Annotated in this window: 17 protein-coding genes; all 17 read right to left on the bottom strand. The window is 59.7% G+C overall.

What is annotated here, in order from left to right; all coding sequences use genetic code 11:
- Positions 1-116 precede the first annotated feature (116 nt).
- The gene (locus tag AC3I65_RS18365) at positions 117-992 is read right to left on the bottom strand and encodes an SMP-30/gluconolactonase/LRE family protein (protein ID WP_173406700.1); all 876 of its coding nucleotides are present in this window, start codon (positions 990-992) and stop codon (positions 117-119) included.
- Positions 989-1,735: a FadR/GntR family transcriptional regulator gene (locus AC3I65_RS18370; protein ID WP_047228209.1), complete on the bottom strand. Its 747-nt coding sequence runs from the start codon at positions 1,733-1,735 to the stop codon at positions 989-991. The genes AC3I65_RS18365 and AC3I65_RS18370 overlap by 4 nt, the downstream gene beginning before the upstream one ends.
- Positions 1,736-1,903: 168 nt before the next feature.
- Positions 1,904-2,464 carry a DUF1285 domain-containing protein gene (locus AC3I65_RS18375; RefSeq protein WP_076383835.1) on the bottom strand — a complete coding sequence of 187 codons (561 nt, stop codon included), beginning with the start codon at positions 2,462-2,464 and terminating at the stop codon, positions 1,904-1,906.
- Between the two features lie 16 nt (positions 2,465-2,480).
- A complete protein-coding gene (locus AC3I65_RS18380) occupies positions 2,481-3,086 on the bottom strand; it encodes a DUF4823 domain-containing protein (protein ID WP_047228207.1) in 606 nt (201 codons plus the stop codon).
- A 184-nt stretch (positions 3,087-3,270) separates the two neighbouring features.
- The gene (locus AC3I65_RS18385) at positions 3,271-4,239 is read right to left on the bottom strand and encodes a GTP 3',8-cyclase MoaA (protein WP_047228206.1); all 969 of its coding nucleotides are present in this window, start codon (positions 4,237-4,239) and stop codon (positions 3,271-3,273) included.
- A 138-nt stretch (positions 4,240-4,377) separates the two neighbouring features.
- The gene (locus tag AC3I65_RS18390; RefSeq protein ID WP_003204240.1) at positions 4,378-5,016 is read right to left on the bottom strand and encodes a TetR/AcrR family transcriptional regulator; all 639 of its coding nucleotides are present in this window, start codon (positions 5,014-5,016) and stop codon (positions 4,378-4,380) included.
- Positions 5,017-5,400: 384 nt separating this feature from the next.
- The gene (locus AC3I65_RS18395) at positions 5,401-6,195 is read right to left on the bottom strand and encodes a TatD family hydrolase (RefSeq protein WP_488524060.1); all 795 of its coding nucleotides are present in this window, start codon (positions 6,193-6,195) and stop codon (positions 5,401-5,403) included.
- An 11-nt stretch (positions 6,196-6,206) separates the two neighbouring features.
- Positions 6,207-6,563: a PilZ domain-containing protein gene (locus AC3I65_RS18400; RefSeq protein ID WP_047228204.1), complete on the bottom strand. Its 357-nt coding sequence runs from the start codon at positions 6,561-6,563 to the stop codon at positions 6,207-6,209.
- A gap of 42 nt (positions 6,564-6,605) precedes the next feature.
- Entirely contained in the window at positions 6,606-7,592 is a 987-nt protein-coding gene (locus tag AC3I65_RS18405) for a DNA polymerase III subunit delta' (protein ID WP_092458737.1), read from the bottom strand.
- The gene (gene tmk, locus AC3I65_RS18410) at positions 7,585-8,217 is read right to left on the bottom strand and encodes a dTMP kinase (RefSeq protein ID WP_047228202.1); all 633 of its coding nucleotides are present in this window, start codon (positions 8,215-8,217) and stop codon (positions 7,585-7,587) included. Before tmk ends, AC3I65_RS18405 begins: the two co-directional genes overlap by 8 nt.
- Before the next feature lie 19 nt (positions 8,218-8,236).
- Positions 8,237-9,331 carry an endolytic transglycosylase MltG gene (gene mltG / locus AC3I65_RS18415; protein WP_076383833.1) on the bottom strand — a complete coding sequence of 365 codons (1,095 nt, stop codon included), beginning with the start codon at positions 9,329-9,331 and terminating at the stop codon, positions 8,237-8,239.
- A gap of 3 nt (positions 9,332-9,334) precedes the next feature.
- Positions 9,335-10,150, bottom strand: a complete 816-nt coding sequence (gene pabC, locus AC3I65_RS18420; RefSeq protein WP_160893067.1) for an aminodeoxychorismate lyase — start codon at positions 10,148-10,150, stop codon at positions 9,335-9,337.
- Positions 10,150-11,394 carry a beta-ketoacyl-ACP synthase II gene (gene fabF, locus AC3I65_RS18425; RefSeq protein WP_047228200.1) on the bottom strand — a complete coding sequence of 415 codons (1,245 nt, stop codon included), beginning with the start codon at positions 11,392-11,394 and terminating at the stop codon, positions 10,150-10,152. The genes pabC and fabF overlap by 1 nt, the downstream gene beginning before the upstream one ends.
- Before the next feature lie 109 nt (positions 11,395-11,503).
- Positions 11,504-11,740 (bottom strand): acyl carrier protein, encoded by a 237-nt coding sequence (gene acpP / locus AC3I65_RS18430; RefSeq protein ID WP_047228199.1) that lies wholly within the window; start codon positions 11,738-11,740, stop codon positions 11,504-11,506.
- A gap of 191 nt (positions 11,741-11,931) precedes the next feature.
- The gene (fabG, locus tag AC3I65_RS18435; protein WP_047228198.1) at positions 11,932-12,675 is read right to left on the bottom strand and encodes a 3-oxoacyl-ACP reductase FabG; all 744 of its coding nucleotides are present in this window, start codon (positions 12,673-12,675) and stop codon (positions 11,932-11,934) included.
- A gap of 15 nt (positions 12,676-12,690) precedes the next feature.
- Complete coding sequence (fabD, locus tag AC3I65_RS18440; RefSeq protein WP_107322018.1) at positions 12,691-13,629, bottom strand: ACP S-malonyltransferase; 939 nt, start codon at positions 13,627-13,629, stop codon at positions 12,691-12,693.
- Between the two features lie 123 nt (positions 13,630-13,752).
- Complete coding sequence (gene plsX / locus AC3I65_RS18445; protein ID WP_080962901.1) at positions 13,753-14,763, bottom strand: phosphate acyltransferase PlsX; 1,011 nt, start codon at positions 14,761-14,763, stop codon at positions 13,753-13,755.
- Positions 14,764-14,766 lie beyond the last annotated feature (3 nt).

Below are 14,766 nucleotides of genomic sequence, written 5' to 3' on the forward strand. Positions count from 1 at the left end.
GCATCACTTCACCTGTCTTGTTTTTTTAGTGTGAGTGCGTGTCGCTGATGGGACCGACTATAAACCCGCTCGCCAAATAATCTCAATATATATATTTACATCCCATATTTTGGGATTCAGCCCGCAAACCGCGTACAAGCCACACCGGGCACATCGACCCGCATCGACAACACCGCGCCGTCGAGTGGATGGTTAAGTGGGCTCGCTGCACTGGTGATGTACAGTGTCTTGAGGTCCTCTCCACCAAAAACACAGCTGGTGGGGCGACTGACGGGCAGCTCGATCACCCGATCAACCTGGCCTTGCGGGTCCAGTCGCAGCAGGCAGCTACCGTCCCAGCGAGCATTCCAGACATAGCCCCTGGCATCCATTGCCGAGCCATCGGGCCCGCCACGCGGGTGAGGGCCAAACCAGACCTCGGCGGGGGCCAGGCTGCCGTCGGGATAAATGAAATGTCGGTAAAGCGTGCCGTCGAGACTTTCGCCGAAATACACCGTAGTGCCGTCAGGACTCCATAACAGCGTGTTGGGAATGCCCCGATCGCGCAGCAGCGGCATGACCCGGCCATCGGCGCCAATGCGAAACAGGCCCCCGAATCGTCCTTCAATGGGCAGGTCTTCTGCGTTTTCGCCGATGTTGTTCTGCATGGTGCCGAGCCAGAGCTGGCCCAGGGCATCGCAACGGGCCTCGTTGGCGCGATTCCCTGGCCGGGGATCGGCCATGCACAGCAATTTCAGGTTCGGTTCCAGTCCCGGCGAATCCAGATCGAGTCGATAGACACCGCTGCTCAGGGTCACCAAGGCGTCGCCGCTTTGTGTCGGAATGAAAGCGGACACATGCTCGGGCATCTGCCAGATTTGCACATTCGCGCCGATCAGCCGCAGCGCCTGTTTACCGGCAATGTCGACCCAATACAGTGCTTGGGTCGGCTCGTCCCAGAAGGGACCCTCTCCCAATATCGCCCGGTGTTCCGTCACAGCCGTCCACATCATTGAACACTCCTGTTTCCTGCTTGCCCGGCAATCTCTGTCCGCCCGGCCATGACGTTAGGGTAAAAACGCTTGATCGCCAGGTCAGCGTTATCGATCAAGGTCATGCAGGCCCAGACGCCCCGCGCCGCGTCACGGGCAGCGATGGCTTCGGCGATATCCTTGTGGATCGGCAACGTGCGGCGCAGCTCATCCGGGTCGGCGGCGGACACCTCGAACGACACCGCCAGCAGCGCGCCCAGGGCCGGGACCATTTGCTCAATAAATTGATTATGGCTGGCAGCGAGGATGCACTCATGGAAGAACTGGTCGGCACGGTTGTAATCGGCCCCGCTGTCCACCGCCCGCTCCAGGGCATGGTAGGCCAGGCGGATCGCCTGCACCTGATCGGCCGTCGCGCGCTCACACGCCCAGCGCACCGCCATCGGTTCGATGGTACGCCGCAGGTCCAGCAGGTCATCGACGAAATTTTCCGGCAGCCCACTGCGCGACAGCCAACCGACCACCTGCGGGTCGAACAGATTCCAGCGACGCACCGGCAGCACCCGTGTCCCGACTTTCGGGCCGACTTCCAGCATGCCTTTGGCCACCAGGGTCTTGATCGCTTCGCGGATCACCGTGCGGCTGACGCCCAATTGCTGGCCGAGGTCGGCCTCAACCTTGATGGTCTGCCCAGGCTTGACCTGACCGGCGGCTATCCAGCCCCCCAGCCAATCGACGGTCGATGCGTGAAAACTGCTGGACATGAACACCCCGGGGCCACTTTCTATAGAGGCCCAAACTAATCATCATATGATTGGGTGTCAATTTGAATTTTACGGCTTCACCCGGGTGGGAGCGAGCCTGCTCGCGATAGCGGTGGATTAGTTAAGACAAGGTTGGCCATACTGCGAGCAGGCTCGCTCCCACAGGGATCAGGGTTCCAGGCCTATCGGGAAAAATACCCCACCACTCCATACCCCCAACCACCTCTGCCCGTCGATCTCGCGACTGACCGCCAGCTCCACCAACTGGTAGAACACATTGCGATGGATCAGCGCTTCGAGGTTGCTGCGTACGTGCACGTAGGGCGCGGGTTCCTGGGTTTGCGGATCGATCACCACCCGCATCGGATGTTCGCCGCCGGCCTCAGTGGTTTCCTCGACGTTGGTGGTGAAGCGCAGTCGCTGCTGCTCACCCTGCCCTTCAACCTCCAGGGTCACCGCCACAAACGGTGCATCGTCGACCTTGATGCCAACTTTTTCCACAGGAGTGATCAGGAAGTAATCATGGCCGTCGCGGCGGATGATAGTGGAGAACAGCTTGACCATCGGCTTGCGCCCGATTGGCGTACCCAGGTAATACCAGGTGCCATCACGGGCGATGCGCATGTCGATATCGCCGCAGAAGTCAGGATTCCACAAGTGGACTGGCGGCAAACCTTTGGTCTTGGGGATCTGCCCCAGCAGGTCATTGGCTTTTTGCGGTCCGCTCATGGTGACTCCTTGAATGTTACTGGTCGCTCACTCCCAACAGGCTGCGGGCATACTCGCGCAAAGGGGGAGCGATCAGGTCTTCTGGCTGTTTGTCGTGCAACGTCAGTAAACCGCCACGACTCTTGATGCGTGCAGTATCAATCAAATACTGGGTACTGGTCTCGATCAACATGATTTGAATGACGCTGGTGTCGACACCCAAACGGTCCACGGCCTCTTCATCCAGCCATTCGTCGGTGTTGCCGATACGGTTGTCGGCCTTGGCGAACCGCGTATACAGCAAGTAGTGAGCACCGGCGGCTCGGGCTTCGCCCATGGCTTGGTCCAGGCCCTCGGGAACCCGGGCACGACGCACCATGGGGAAATACTCGATGAAACCGTTGAAGGCCTCTTCGGCGACGACATTGGGCCGCGGGTAGGCACTGCCGGGAGGCGCGAAGGCACCCTGAGCAATGTAGATGAACGAATCCGGCTGGATGCGCAGGTTATTCACACGCCGGCTGTCGCTGTGGTCCAGCAAACCGGCGTCGCTCATGTGGTAGCGAACGCCCTCCCCCATGTCGCTGACATTCATGCAGCCACCGAGCGCCAAAACGGCCAGCAGCAAAACCAGGCTACGCATCCTACCCTCCAAAAACCGGTGACGGAAAACCGGCGAATGGCCATTGGATGCAGCTTTTGCGCCAGCTCATCGAAATGGGGGGTCAGACACATCCAAGTGAAGGGGAAATTGCTATCGCGGGCAAGCCTTGCTCCCACAGGTACGGTGTTCATCTGGGAGCAAAGCTTGCCCGCGATAGCATTCGTCAACCGCCGATGATTTTCATGATGGTTGCGCCGCCAGAGAACGCCACTTCCTGCTTATCCCCCAACGCCTTGACCAGCAAGCGCTGCAGAGCCGGCAAGGCCTGATGACGGGGTTTGTCCAGCAGATCGCCGACAAAGTGTCGGTTACTCGACGACAGGCAGCCATGCAGCCAACCCGTGGAGGACAGCCGCAACCGTGAGCAGGTACGACAGAACGGCACGCTTTCGTTAGCGATCACGCCAAAATGCCCTAGGCCCGGAATTTCATAGCGCACTGCGGTGGCATCCACTGGAGCGTCGGCTTGCAGGTACTCGTACTGGTCGCCGATCAGGCTCAGCAACTGCTGAAGGCTGACGAATTGCTGCAGGAACGCGTTGGAGTCGCTGGCCAGGTGCCCCATGCGCATCAGCTCGATGAAGCGCAGCTCATAGCCGCGCTCCAGGCAGTACTCGAGCAGTGGCATCACCTGATCCAGGTTCTGCCCGCGCAACGGCACCATGTTGACCTTGATCTTCATTCCCGCAGCACGGGCCTGATCCATCCCGTCGAGCACGGTTGCCAGATCGCCACCGCGGGCGATACTGCGAAACGCCCCTGGGTCCAGGGTATCGAGGGAAACGTTGATGCGGCGAATGCCGGCATCTACCAGCAAAGGCAGCTTTTTGGCCAGTAACTGACCATTGGTGGTCAGGCTGATGTCCTCCAGGCCCATCTGCCCCACCGCCGTCATGAAGCTTTCAAGCTTGGGGCTGACCAGCGGCTCGCCGCCGGTGATGCGCAGCCGCTCGATACCGGCAGCTTCGATCAGGTAGGCCACACCGCGCGCCATGGCCTCGGCCGACAGTTCATCCTGCGCAGCCACCAGCCGCTTGCCGTTGGGCACGCAGTAGGTACAGGCGTAATTGCAGGCTGAAGTCAGGCTGATTCGCAAATTGCGGAAACGCCTGCCTTGACGGTCAACGATCATGGATCACTCCGGCGAAAGAAGAATCGGACTTACGAAACTTGACCCAGAACTCAAGTTTTCGCAAGGCCCAAGCCTGAGTATATTCCTGGGACACTGCGCCATGTAAGCGGACATGGCGCAATCAGGCAGCTGAATGACTTAGCTGCTCGGAACGTCGGTGTCACGCTTGCGCTTGTTGCCCATGCGAACGCCTATGTCCATCAGGAACTGGAAGAAGCCTTCCTGATCTTCCAGCACGTTGCTCCAGAACGGCGAGTGATACAGCGCCACCGCACCGTGCACCAACGCCCAGGCGGCGCAGTAGTGGAAATAGGGCGGCACGTCTTCGAGCTTACCTTCACTGATCCGGCCTTTGATCAGCAGGGTCAGGCGCTCGAAGTTCGAGGCGCGGATCTTGTGCAGTTCCTCGACCATCTCCGGCACTTGGTTGCCCTTGACCACCTTCTCTTCCAGGCGGTCGAACAAGCGATAACGCTGCGGATCGCGCATGCGGAATTCGAAGTAGGCCCGGGACAGGGCCTCCTTGTCCTTGTCCACATCGGCCGAATGCAGCAGCTCATTCAAATCGCGCTCGTAATCAAGCATCAGGCGCAGGTAGATCTCCGCCTTGGATTTGAAATGTTTATAAATCGTGCCTTTGCCGATACCCACGGCATCCGCAATCATCTCGACGGTGACGCTGTCTTCACCCTGGTCGAGGAACAACTTGAGCGCGGTGTCGAGAATTTCCTGCTCGCGGCGACGAAACTCACGGACCTTACGGGGTTCTTTGTGCATAAGAAAAAGGTCTGAAGGGTCAAAATTCGAAGCCGAGTATTATGCCTAACTTACGCAAAAATGCACGGATCATCCGTTCCCAACCACAGTTCTTCACAAAACCGTGCAGCTCCAGCTTCCTGTCATTCGCTTCGCCGCACCGTAACGACTGGCTTTGACGGCAGTGAGAACTTATCCGAAGCGAGCGTATTCCAAATTTGTTTAAAAACCAGCCCGGCTAAACTGGACGCGTCAGCATACTGATCAATACTTGAACTGTCGGCGCGACATCTCCCCCAAGTGACGCGCCGGTAAAGGTACCAACGGACCGCGTGCCTTTGTTTTACTCCTAATGGTCTTAACCCGGATTCACCCCCCAGAACCCGGGTTTTTTTTGCCTGAAACTCAGGCAGACACCGCGCGGACATGGGCCAGCGGAAACAGCCGCTTGAAGTTCTCCGTAGTCTGTTCGGCAAATCGCTCGTAGGACTCGCCCCGCAACATCGCCAGGAACTCCGCCACTTCCCGCACGTATTGCGGAAGGTTCGGCTTGCCACGATACGGAATCGGCGCAAGGTACGGTGAGTCGGTTTCCACCAACAGGCGATCTGCCGGCACTTTGCCGGCCACATCCCGCAGCGCGTCGGCATTGCGAAACGTGACAATGCCGGACAAGGAAATGTAATAGCCCATGTCCAGCGCGGTCTTGGCCATGTCCCAGTCTTCGGTGAAACAATGCAGCACCCCCGCCTGTGGCAACGCGGCGTCACGCAACAAGGCCAGGGTATCGGCCCGGGCGCCGCGGGTGTGGATGATCACCGGTTTGCCAGTCTGTTGCGCAGCCTCCAGATGCAGCCGGAACGAAGCCTGCTGAACCTCGGCGGCTTGCGGTTCGTAGTGATAGTCCAGGCCGGTTTCGCCAATGGCGACCACCCGTGGATGGTCGAGCTCGCGCAACAGCCAATCCAGGGCAGGCGTAGCGTCGGGCTGGACGTCCAGAGGATGGATGCCGACTGAACAATCGACATCTGCATAGCGTTCGGCCAGGGCTTTGACGTCGGCGGCATTGTCGGCGCTGACGCCGATGCACAGGAAGTGACCCACACCACGCTGGCGGGCGGCATCCAGTGCAGCATCCAGGGAGCCGTCGTGGGCGGCGAGGTCGAGACGATCAAGGTGACAATGGGAATCTACAAGCATAAAGGGCCGGGCTACATCGTATGGGTGGGACGGTCGGATTTAAGGGTTCCGGCCAGGTGGGTTTCGATCTGATTACGGGCTGAATGGTCGCCATCGTTGAACTGCACACCAACACCGGCAGCCCGGTTACCCTGGGCGCCTTTGGGCGTCATCCAGATCACCTTGCCGGCGACCGGAATCTTCTCCGCTTCGTCCATCAGGCTCAAGAGCATGAACACCTCATCGCCCAAGCGATAATTCTTGTTGGTGGGGATGAACAGGCCGCCGTTCTTGATGAAGGGCATGTAGGCGGCGTAGAGCACCGACTTGTCCTTGATGGTCAGGGACAGGATGCCGTTGCGTGGCCCGGGACTGACAGGTTCGTTCATGCTGATCTCCGCTGCGATTGAGCTGAGTTTAGGCAGTGTCTGTCAGTTTCGACCAGGCAAACTCGCCCATTGCACCAACAACGCCTCGAGCAACAGCACCCGATTGAGGTTCGCCTTGCTCAGCACCTTCTGACGTTGGGCAAGAATCCAGTCCTGAATGTTCAAGATTTTATCCTGGCTGCTTTTTTGCGCCAGGTACTGAATCACCTTGCGCATGTCCGCCAGTCCCAGCCCGGTTTCGTCCTCGGTGAGCTGGTAGCGCAGGATCAGACTCGACCAGTCACAGAACCAGTCGAACAGCAGAAGCAGCGGGATGGCGTTCCAGCCTTCAGCCAGTTGCGTGGGAGACTGTTGCTGTTTGAGCAGCTTCTTCACCCCATCCACCACCAGCGCCCGTTGTTCACGCACACCCTGGGCCTGAAGGCTGACGGCCGCCAACGGCGAGCCGGCGGCCAGGGTCAGCAACTCGACGCGTTCTTCGTCGCTGCTGTCAGGCAAGGCCTCGGCCAACCACTTCAAGCTCATCGCCTCACTGGGCAACGGACAGGCCTGTTGTACGCAACGGCTTTTGATGGTTGCCAGCAAGCGGCTCGGCTGGTGACTGACCAGCAACAGCACGGTATCGCCGGAAGGCTCTTCAAGGCTCTTGAGCAAGGCGTTGGCGGCATTGATGTTCATCGATTCCACCGGCTCGATCAGCACCACTTTGCGCCCGCCCATCTGCGAGGTCTGGACCACGAAGCTGACCAGATCCCGGACCTGGTCGACCTTGATCGCCTTGTCCGCCTCCTCCGGTTCCAACACGTAATTGTCAGGATGACTGCCAGCCTTGAGCAACAGGCAGGACTTGCACTCACCGCACGCGTTCGAGACACCCGGGCGCTGGCAAAGCAGGCTGGCCATCAGACGCTCGGCCAACGCCCGCTTACCGATACCGACCGGGCCGTGCAGCAGATAGGCATGGGCATGCTGTGCCCTTCCGGCCAGTTGCTGCCAGAGTCCGTCCTGCCAGGGATAGGCTTCAGCCACGGGCACGCTCCAACAAACGCGGCAACAAACCGTCCAGCGCCTGCTGGACTTGGGCCAACGGCTGAGCGGCATCAATCAACAGATAACGCGCCGGATCGGCCTTGGCCCGACTCAAAAAGGCATTGCGCACCGCGTTGAAGAACGCCTGGCCTTCCAGCTCGAAACGATCCAGCCGGCCCCGGGCGCTGGCGCGGGCCAGGCCGATTTCCACCGGTAGATCGAACACCAGGGTCAGGTCCGGCCGCAGGTCACCCTGGACGAAGGTTTCCAGCGCGGCGATGCGCTCCAGGGACAAGCCCCTTCCACCGCCCTGATAGGCATAGGTCGAATCGGTAAAACGATCGCAGAGCACCACCGCGCCACGGGCCAGCGCCGGGCGAATCACTTCGGCCAAGTGTTGTGCCCGGGCGGCGAACACCAGCAACAGCTCGGTGTCAGGGTTCATGACTTCTTCGATCGGCGCCAGCAGCACCTCGCGAATCCGCTCGGCCAGCGGTGTACCTCCGGGCTCGCGGGTCAACACCACCTCGATGCCGGCGGCTCGCAGGCGTTCGGCCAGGTATTCGCGGTTGGTGCTCTTGCCGGCGCCTTCAGGGCCTTCCAGCGTTATAAACAAGCCAGTCACGGGCGATCCTTAAACAAAGTCATTGCGAGCGCGGCGGCTCGCTGGCATTCGGTTCGTCGATAGGCTCCTCGTCCGGCACAGTCGGGGCCGGACTGGAGCGATAATCGGCTCGGCGCTTGAGCTGATATTCGCGCACGGCGTTATTGTGCGCATCCAGGTCATCGGAAAACACGTGGCTGCCATCACCACGGGCGACGAAGTAAAGGCTGTTGCCGGCAACTGGGTTCAACGCGGCGTGAATCGCCTCGCGCCCCACCATCGCAATCGGTGTCGGCGGCAGGCCAGGAATCAGATAGGTGTTGTAGGGGTTTTCTTCCCGCAAGTGAGCACGGGTGAGTTTGCCGTTGTAGCGCTCGCCCAGCCCGTAGATCACGGTAGGGTCGGTTTGCAACAGCATGCCCAGGCGCATACGGCGCACGAACACACCGGCGATCTGCCCACGCTCCTCAGGCACGCCGGTTTCCTTTTCCACCAGGGATGCCATGATCAGCGCCTGATAGGGCTGGGAGTAAGGTAAATCGGCGGCGCGTTGCGCCCACTCTTTGGCAAGCACGTCTTCGAGCCGGTCGTAGGCAATTTTCAGCAGGTCAGCGTCCGATGTGCCACGCACGAAGCGATAGGTGTCCGGGAAGAACCGTCCCTCGGGGAATATCCCGGAATGGCCCAGGCGGTCCATCACTTCGCTGTCACTCAGACCGGCCAGGGTCTGCTGGAGTTTTTCATCCTTGGCCAGCGCCGCACGAACCTGGCGAAAATTCCACCCCTCCACCAGGGTGACGCTGTACTGCACCACTTCCCCGCGCTTCCAGACCTCGATCAGGCTTTCCATCGTCATGCCCGGCACCATCCGGTACTCACCGGAATGCAACGGTTGGCCGGCAAGATTGAAGCGCCAATAGACGCGCAACCAGAAAGCGTCCTTGATCAGGCCGTCCGCTTCGAGGCGCTTGAGGGTTCCGGTGGGGGTGGTCCCGTTGGGGACGTCCAGCAGTTCTTCCTGGGTGATGTTCAGCGGTTGTTGCAACGCCGAATGAATTTTCCAGGCGCAAGTGCCCAACAGCAGCACCGCCAGAACCAGTCCGGTTTCCAGCAGAAGCAAGAATTTACGTCTCACGAATCAAACATCCAATAGCGTGCGGGCAAGGGTCTGCAGTTTACGGGTGAGCGGCCCGGTCGACCAGCGCGCCGAACCGCATGCACGTACCGGCCATACGCCATAAACGCTATTGCAGACGAAGACTTCGTCGGCCTGGTGCAGCTGTTCGAGGCGGATGTCGGTGATGTGCGTGGCGATGCCTTGAGACTCGGCTTGATACAATAATTCGGCCCGCATCACGCCGGCCACGCCACAACGGCTCAGGTCCGCCGTGACCAATTCACCCTCGCGCACCAGAAAGAGGTTACTGAAGACGCCTTCGATCACTCGCCCGGACGTGTCCAGCATCAAGCCTTCGGCGTGCTCGGCATCGCGCCATTCGGCGCGGGCCATCACTTGTTCAAGACGATTGAGGTGCTTGAGACCGGCCAGCAAGGGTTGCTCGGACAGACGGGTGGCACAGGGAAACAGGCGAACGCCCTGCTCGGCATGCACTGGAGGATAGGCGGCCGGCGGACTGCCCTGCAGGATGCGCCGGGACGGCGCCGAGGGATCAGCGCCATAACCGCGAAGACCATCACCGCGGGTCACGATCAACTTAAGTACGCCGTCACCCAGGCATTGCGCGTAGGCGCGCAACTCAGCCTCCAACGCCCCCATGTCAACCTGGAGCGTCAACCGCTGACAACCTAGCGCCAGACGCTGCAGGTGACGCTCAGGCAACACCGGTTTGCCATTGCGCACAGCGATGGTTTCAAACAACCCATCGCCGTAAGCCAGGCCGCGGTCCTTGAGCGACAGAACGTCGGCAGGCTGACCGTCGACCCAGCTTTCCATCAACCAGCGAACCGGCGGAACACCAGCGAGCCGTTGGTACCGCCAAAGCCGAAGGAGTTGGACAGCACTACATCGATGTCCATGCCACGCGCCGTGTGTGGCACGAAGTCCAGATCGCAGCCTTCGTCCGGCTCGTCAAGGTTGATGGTCGGTGGCGCGACCTGGCTGTTGATCGCCAGTACGCTGAAGATCGCTTCCACCGCGCCCGCGGCACCCAGCAGGTGGCCGGTCATGGACTTGGTCGAGCTGACCGCCAGTTTGTAGGCGTGCTCACCGAACACGGTCTTGATGGCCTGGGCCTCGGCAAGATCGCCCGCCGGGGTCGAAGTGCCATGGGCATTGATGTACTGCACCTGCTCGGCGTTGACCTTCGCGTCACGCAGTGCGTTGGTGATGCAGCGGGCAGCACCGGCACCGTCGGCGGGTGGCGAGGTCATGTGGTAGGCATCGCCACTGGTGCCAAAGCCAATCAGCTCGGCATAAATGGTCGCGCCGCGCGCCTTAGCATGCTCCAGCTCTTCGAGTACCAGCGCACCGGAACCGTCGGACAATACGAAGCCGTCTCGGCCCTTGTCCCACGGCCGACTGGCGCGGCTCGGTTCGTCGTTGCGGGTCGACAGCGCACGGGATGCGCCGAAGCCACCCATGCCCAGCCCGCAGGCCGCCATCTCGGCGCCGCCGGCAATCATCACGTCGGCCTCGTCGTACATGATGTTGCGCGCGGCCATGCCAATGCAGTGGGTGCCCGTGGTACACGCCGTAGCAATAGCGTAGTTAGGCCCCTGCACACCCAGGTGGATGGACAGGAAACCGGAAATCATATTGATGATCGAGCCCGGCACAAAGAACGGAGAAATCCGTCGCGGCCCCGACTCGTGCAGCGTACGGCTGGTTTCTTCGATATTGGTCAAGCCGCCAATACCCGACCCCATGGCCACGCCGATACGTTCACGGTTGGCATCGGTGACTTCAAGACCGGCATTACGTACGGCCTGGAATCCGGCTGCCAGGCCGTATTGAATGAACAGGTCGAGCTTGCGGGCCTCTTTGACCGACAGGTACTCCTCGACATTGAAACCCTTTACCGAGCCGCCAAAACGGGTGGAATAGGCAGAAAGGTCGGTGTGTTCGATCAGACCAATGCCACTACGGCCAGCCAGAATGCCCTGCCAACTGCTCGGCACATCCGTGCCCAGTGGCGACAACATACCCATACCGGTGACTACGACGCGTCTACGCGACACAGCACTCTCCTTTATTCTAATGACGACTTTGCATCAGGCCTAAAGAAAAAACCGCACGCCATGATGGCAGTGCGGTTTTTCCATGACAGCTAGCGACGACTAAAAATAATTAAGCCTGATGCTTATTGATGTAGTCGATAGCCAGCTGAACAGTAGTGATTTTTTCAGCTTCTTCGTCAGGGATTTCGGTCTCGAATTCCTCTTCCAGAGCCATCACCAGCTCAACGGTGTCAAGGGAGTCGGCACCCAGGTCTTCAACGAAGGCAGCTTCGTTCTTCACTTCTTCTTCTTTGACGCCCAGTTGCTCGGCAACGATTTTCTTGACGCGCTCTTCGATGGTGCTCATACCTTGTTTTCACTCCTAATGGACAAATTCAGGCAGCTGGCCGGTGGGTAAGTGTATAGAAAGACTTTTCGGTTTTTCAACCGAAAGCTTCACTCCTCAAACCCTGCAGCCCGCCGTCTATAAATAGATTGCAGCTTTATAACGGATTTTAGACAGCTCGTATGACATTTTTTTGAAGCAATCCGTCACATTTAACTCATGTACATCCCGCCGTTTACCGGGATTGTAGCCCCAGTCACGTATGCCGCACCATCCGACGCAAGAAAAGCGACCACGGACGCGATTTCTTGAGCTTGCCCCAGACGACCCAGCGGAATTTGTGTCAACAAGGCTTCACGTTGCGCTTGCGGCAGTTCACGGGTCATGTCGGTATCGATGAAACCCGGGGCTACCGAGTTTACCGTAATCGAGCGCGAACCCACTTCACGCGCCAGCGCACGACTGAAACCTTCCAGACCGGCTTTGGCCGCAGCATAGTTTACTTGGCCTGCGTTGCCCATGGCACCCACAACCGAACCGATACTGATAATTCGACCCCAGCGAGCCTTGGTCATGCCACGCAGAACGCCCTTGGACAGCCGGTACAGGCTGTTCAGGTTGGTATCGATCACGTCGAACCATTCGTCATCTTTCATGCGCATCATCAGGTTATCGCGGGTGATGCCGGCATTATTGACCAGGATTGCCGGCGCACCGAACTGTTCCTGAATGCTTGCCAGCACCGCCGCAACGGATTCATCGCTGGTGACGTTCAGTTCAAGACCGGTGCCTTGGATGTCGTTTTCCTTCAGGGTAGCGGCGATGCGCTCGGCGCCCGAAGCGGAAGTCGCGGTACCAACAACGATGGCGCCTTGACGACCCAGTTCCAGGGCAATGGCCTGGCCGATGCCACGGCTTGCACCGGTCACCAGTGCAACTTTACCTTGCAGACTCATGCAAGCTTCTCCTGTTCAGGCCTGCGCTGCACGGGCGGCAGCGAAAGCATCTGGGGTATTGAGATTGGAAGTCGATACGCCTTCGGCGCAGCGTTTGTTCAGACCGGCCAGCACTTTACCAGGACCGCACTCGACCAGTTCGGTCGCGCCCTTGGCCGCCAGGGTCTGCACCGATTCGACCCAGCGAACCGGTTTGTAGAGTTGCTCCAGCAGATCACGCTTGAGGGTCTCAAGATCCGCAGCCACATCGGCACTGACGTTCTGTACCACTGGAATCTGTGGCGCCTGCCAGTCAATGGCAGCGATAGACTCGGCAAAACGCTCAGCGGCCGGACGCATCAGTTCGCAGTGCGACGGCACGCTGACGGGCAACGGCATGGCACGCTTGGCACCACGGCTCTTGCACCCTTCAATGGCGCGTTCTACAGCAGCCTTGGCACCCGCAATCACCACCTGGCCAGGTGAATTGAAGTTCACAGCGCTGACCACTTCGCCTTGCGCGGCTTCGGCGCAGGCTGCCAGCACATCGGCATCTTCCAGGCCGAGAATCGCAGCCATGCCGCCCTGCCCGGCCGGAACGGCCTCCTGCATCAACTGGCCACGACGCTCCACGAGCTTCACCGCGTCACCCAGGCTCAGACTGCCAGCAGCCACCAGAGCGCTGTATTCGCCCAGGCTGTGTCCGGCAACGAACGCCGGACGCGCACCGCCCTCGGCCAGCCAGAGGCGCCAGAGTGCGATCGAGGCGGTCAGGATGGCCGGCTGGGTTTTGTCGGTTTGATTGAGTTGCTCTTCCGGCCCTTGCTGGGTCAGTGCCCACAGGTCATAGCCCAGAGCATCGGAAGCTTCTTTGAATGTTTCGAGGATCAACGGGTATTGCGCGCCCAGCTCGGAAAGCATGCCGAGGGACTGCGAACCCTGCCCAGGAAAGACGAATGCGAGAGAAGCAGACATGAAAACAAAGCCCCTAATGATCTTGTCGTCAAAAATTGACGCCCCAGGGGGCGCTAGGAAACTGACAGTTGGATGGCGGCTTGAACCGACCGGTCACATTTAAGCATTGTCAGACGAAAACGCCTAAGTTAACAAATCTTCGAGGCGCCCATGAAGACGCTCCGGCAGGTTTTCCTGGATTTCGATCAGCGCGCGATTGATCGCACTTTGAAACCCCTGCACGCCCGCCGAACCATGACTCTTGATCACAATGCCCTGCAGCCCGAGAAAACTTGCACCGTTATGCCGCGCTGGTGCCAGGTCCGCCTGCAACCGACGCATCAACGGCAACGCCAGGGCACCGACCATCCGCGAGGCCAGGTTCTGCCTGAACAGCTTCTCGATACGCGCCCCGATCATGGTCGCCAGGCCTTCGCTGGACTTGAGCAAAATATTGCCGACAAAACCGTCACACACCACCACGTCCGCCTCACCCCGGTACAATCCATCGCCCTCAACGAAGCCGATGTAATTGATACCTCGCGCAGCCTGCAACAACGTGGCTGCCAGCTTGACTTGCTGGTTACCCTTGATGTCTTCGGTACCGATGTTCAGCAGCGCTACACGAGGGCGCACGATACCCAGGGTTTCAGCCGCTACCGAGCCCATCACTGCAAATTGCAGTAGATGCTCGGCACTGCAATCGACGTTGGCGCCCAGATCAAGGAGCTGGCAAAAACCACGCTGGGTGGGGATGGCCGCGACCATCGCCGGCCGGTCGATGCCCGGCAAGGTCTTGAGCACGTAACGCGACAGCGCCATCAGTGCACCGGTATTGCCTGCACTGACACACGCCTGGACCTTGCCATCGCGCAGCAGCTCAAGGGCTACACGCATCGAGGCGTCAGGCTTGCCACGCAGGACCTGGGCAGGCTTTTCGTCCATGGTGATGACTTCGGACGCAGGTGCGATCGTCAGACGCGAACGATCCACAGCCGATTGGCCGTTGAGCATTTCTTCTAGAAGGGAGGATTGACCGACGAGGGTCAGGTGCAACGAGGGTGTAGCATTCAGACAAGCAAGGCTGGCCTGAACAATGCTGCGGGGACCGAAGTCCCCGCCCATTGCGTCAATCGCGATGACTTGAGCGGACAAGGA

Source organism: Pseudomonas sp. N-1-13 (assembly GCF_057787095.1).

What these genes read in the sequence shown, in the direction of transcription:
- AC3I65_RS18365 (WP_173406700.1), bottom strand. Translation starts at nt 992, where the DNA reads ATGATGTGGACGGCTGTGACGGAACACCGGGCGATATTGGGAGAGGGT.
- AC3I65_RS18370 (WP_047228209.1), bottom strand. Translation starts at nt 1,735, where the DNA reads ATGTCCAGCAGTTTTCACGCATCGACCGTCGATTGGCTGGGGGGCTGG.
- AC3I65_RS18375 (WP_076383835.1), bottom strand. Translation starts at nt 2,464, where the DNA reads ATGAGCGGACCGCAAAAAGCCAATGACCTGCTGGGGCAGATCCCCAAG.
- AC3I65_RS18380 (WP_047228207.1), bottom strand. Translation starts at nt 3,086, where the DNA reads ATGCGTAGCCTGGTTTTGCTGCTGGCCGTTTTGGCGCTCGGTGGCTGC.
- AC3I65_RS18385 (WP_047228206.1), bottom strand. Translation starts at nt 4,239, where the DNA reads ATGATCGTTGACCGTCAAGGCAGGCGTTTCCGCAATTTGCGAATCAGC.
- AC3I65_RS18390 (WP_003204240.1), bottom strand. Translation starts at nt 5,016, where the DNA reads ATGCACAAAGAACCCCGTAAGGTCCGTGAGTTTCGTCGCCGCGAGCAG.
- AC3I65_RS18395 (WP_488524060.1), bottom strand. Translation starts at nt 6,195, where the DNA reads ATGCTTGTAGATTCCCATTGTCACCTTGATCGTCTCGACCTCGCCGCC.
- AC3I65_RS18400 (WP_047228204.1), bottom strand. Translation starts at nt 6,563, where the DNA reads ATGAACGAACCTGTCAGTCCCGGGCCACGCAACGGCATCCTGTCCCTG.
- pabC (WP_160893067.1), bottom strand. Translation starts at nt 10,150, where the DNA reads ATGGAAAGCTGGGTCGACGGTCAGCCTGCCGACGTTCTGTCGCTCAAG.
- acpP (WP_047228199.1), bottom strand. Translation starts at nt 11,740, where the DNA reads ATGAGCACCATCGAAGAGCGCGTCAAGAAAATCGTTGCCGAGCAACTG.
- fabG (WP_047228198.1), bottom strand. Translation starts at nt 12,675, where the DNA reads ATGAGTCTGCAAGGTAAAGTTGCACTGGTGACCGGTGCAAGCCGTGGC.
- fabD (WP_107322018.1), bottom strand. Translation starts at nt 13,629, where the DNA reads ATGTCTGCTTCTCTCGCATTCGTCTTTCCTGGGCAGGGTTCGCAGTCC.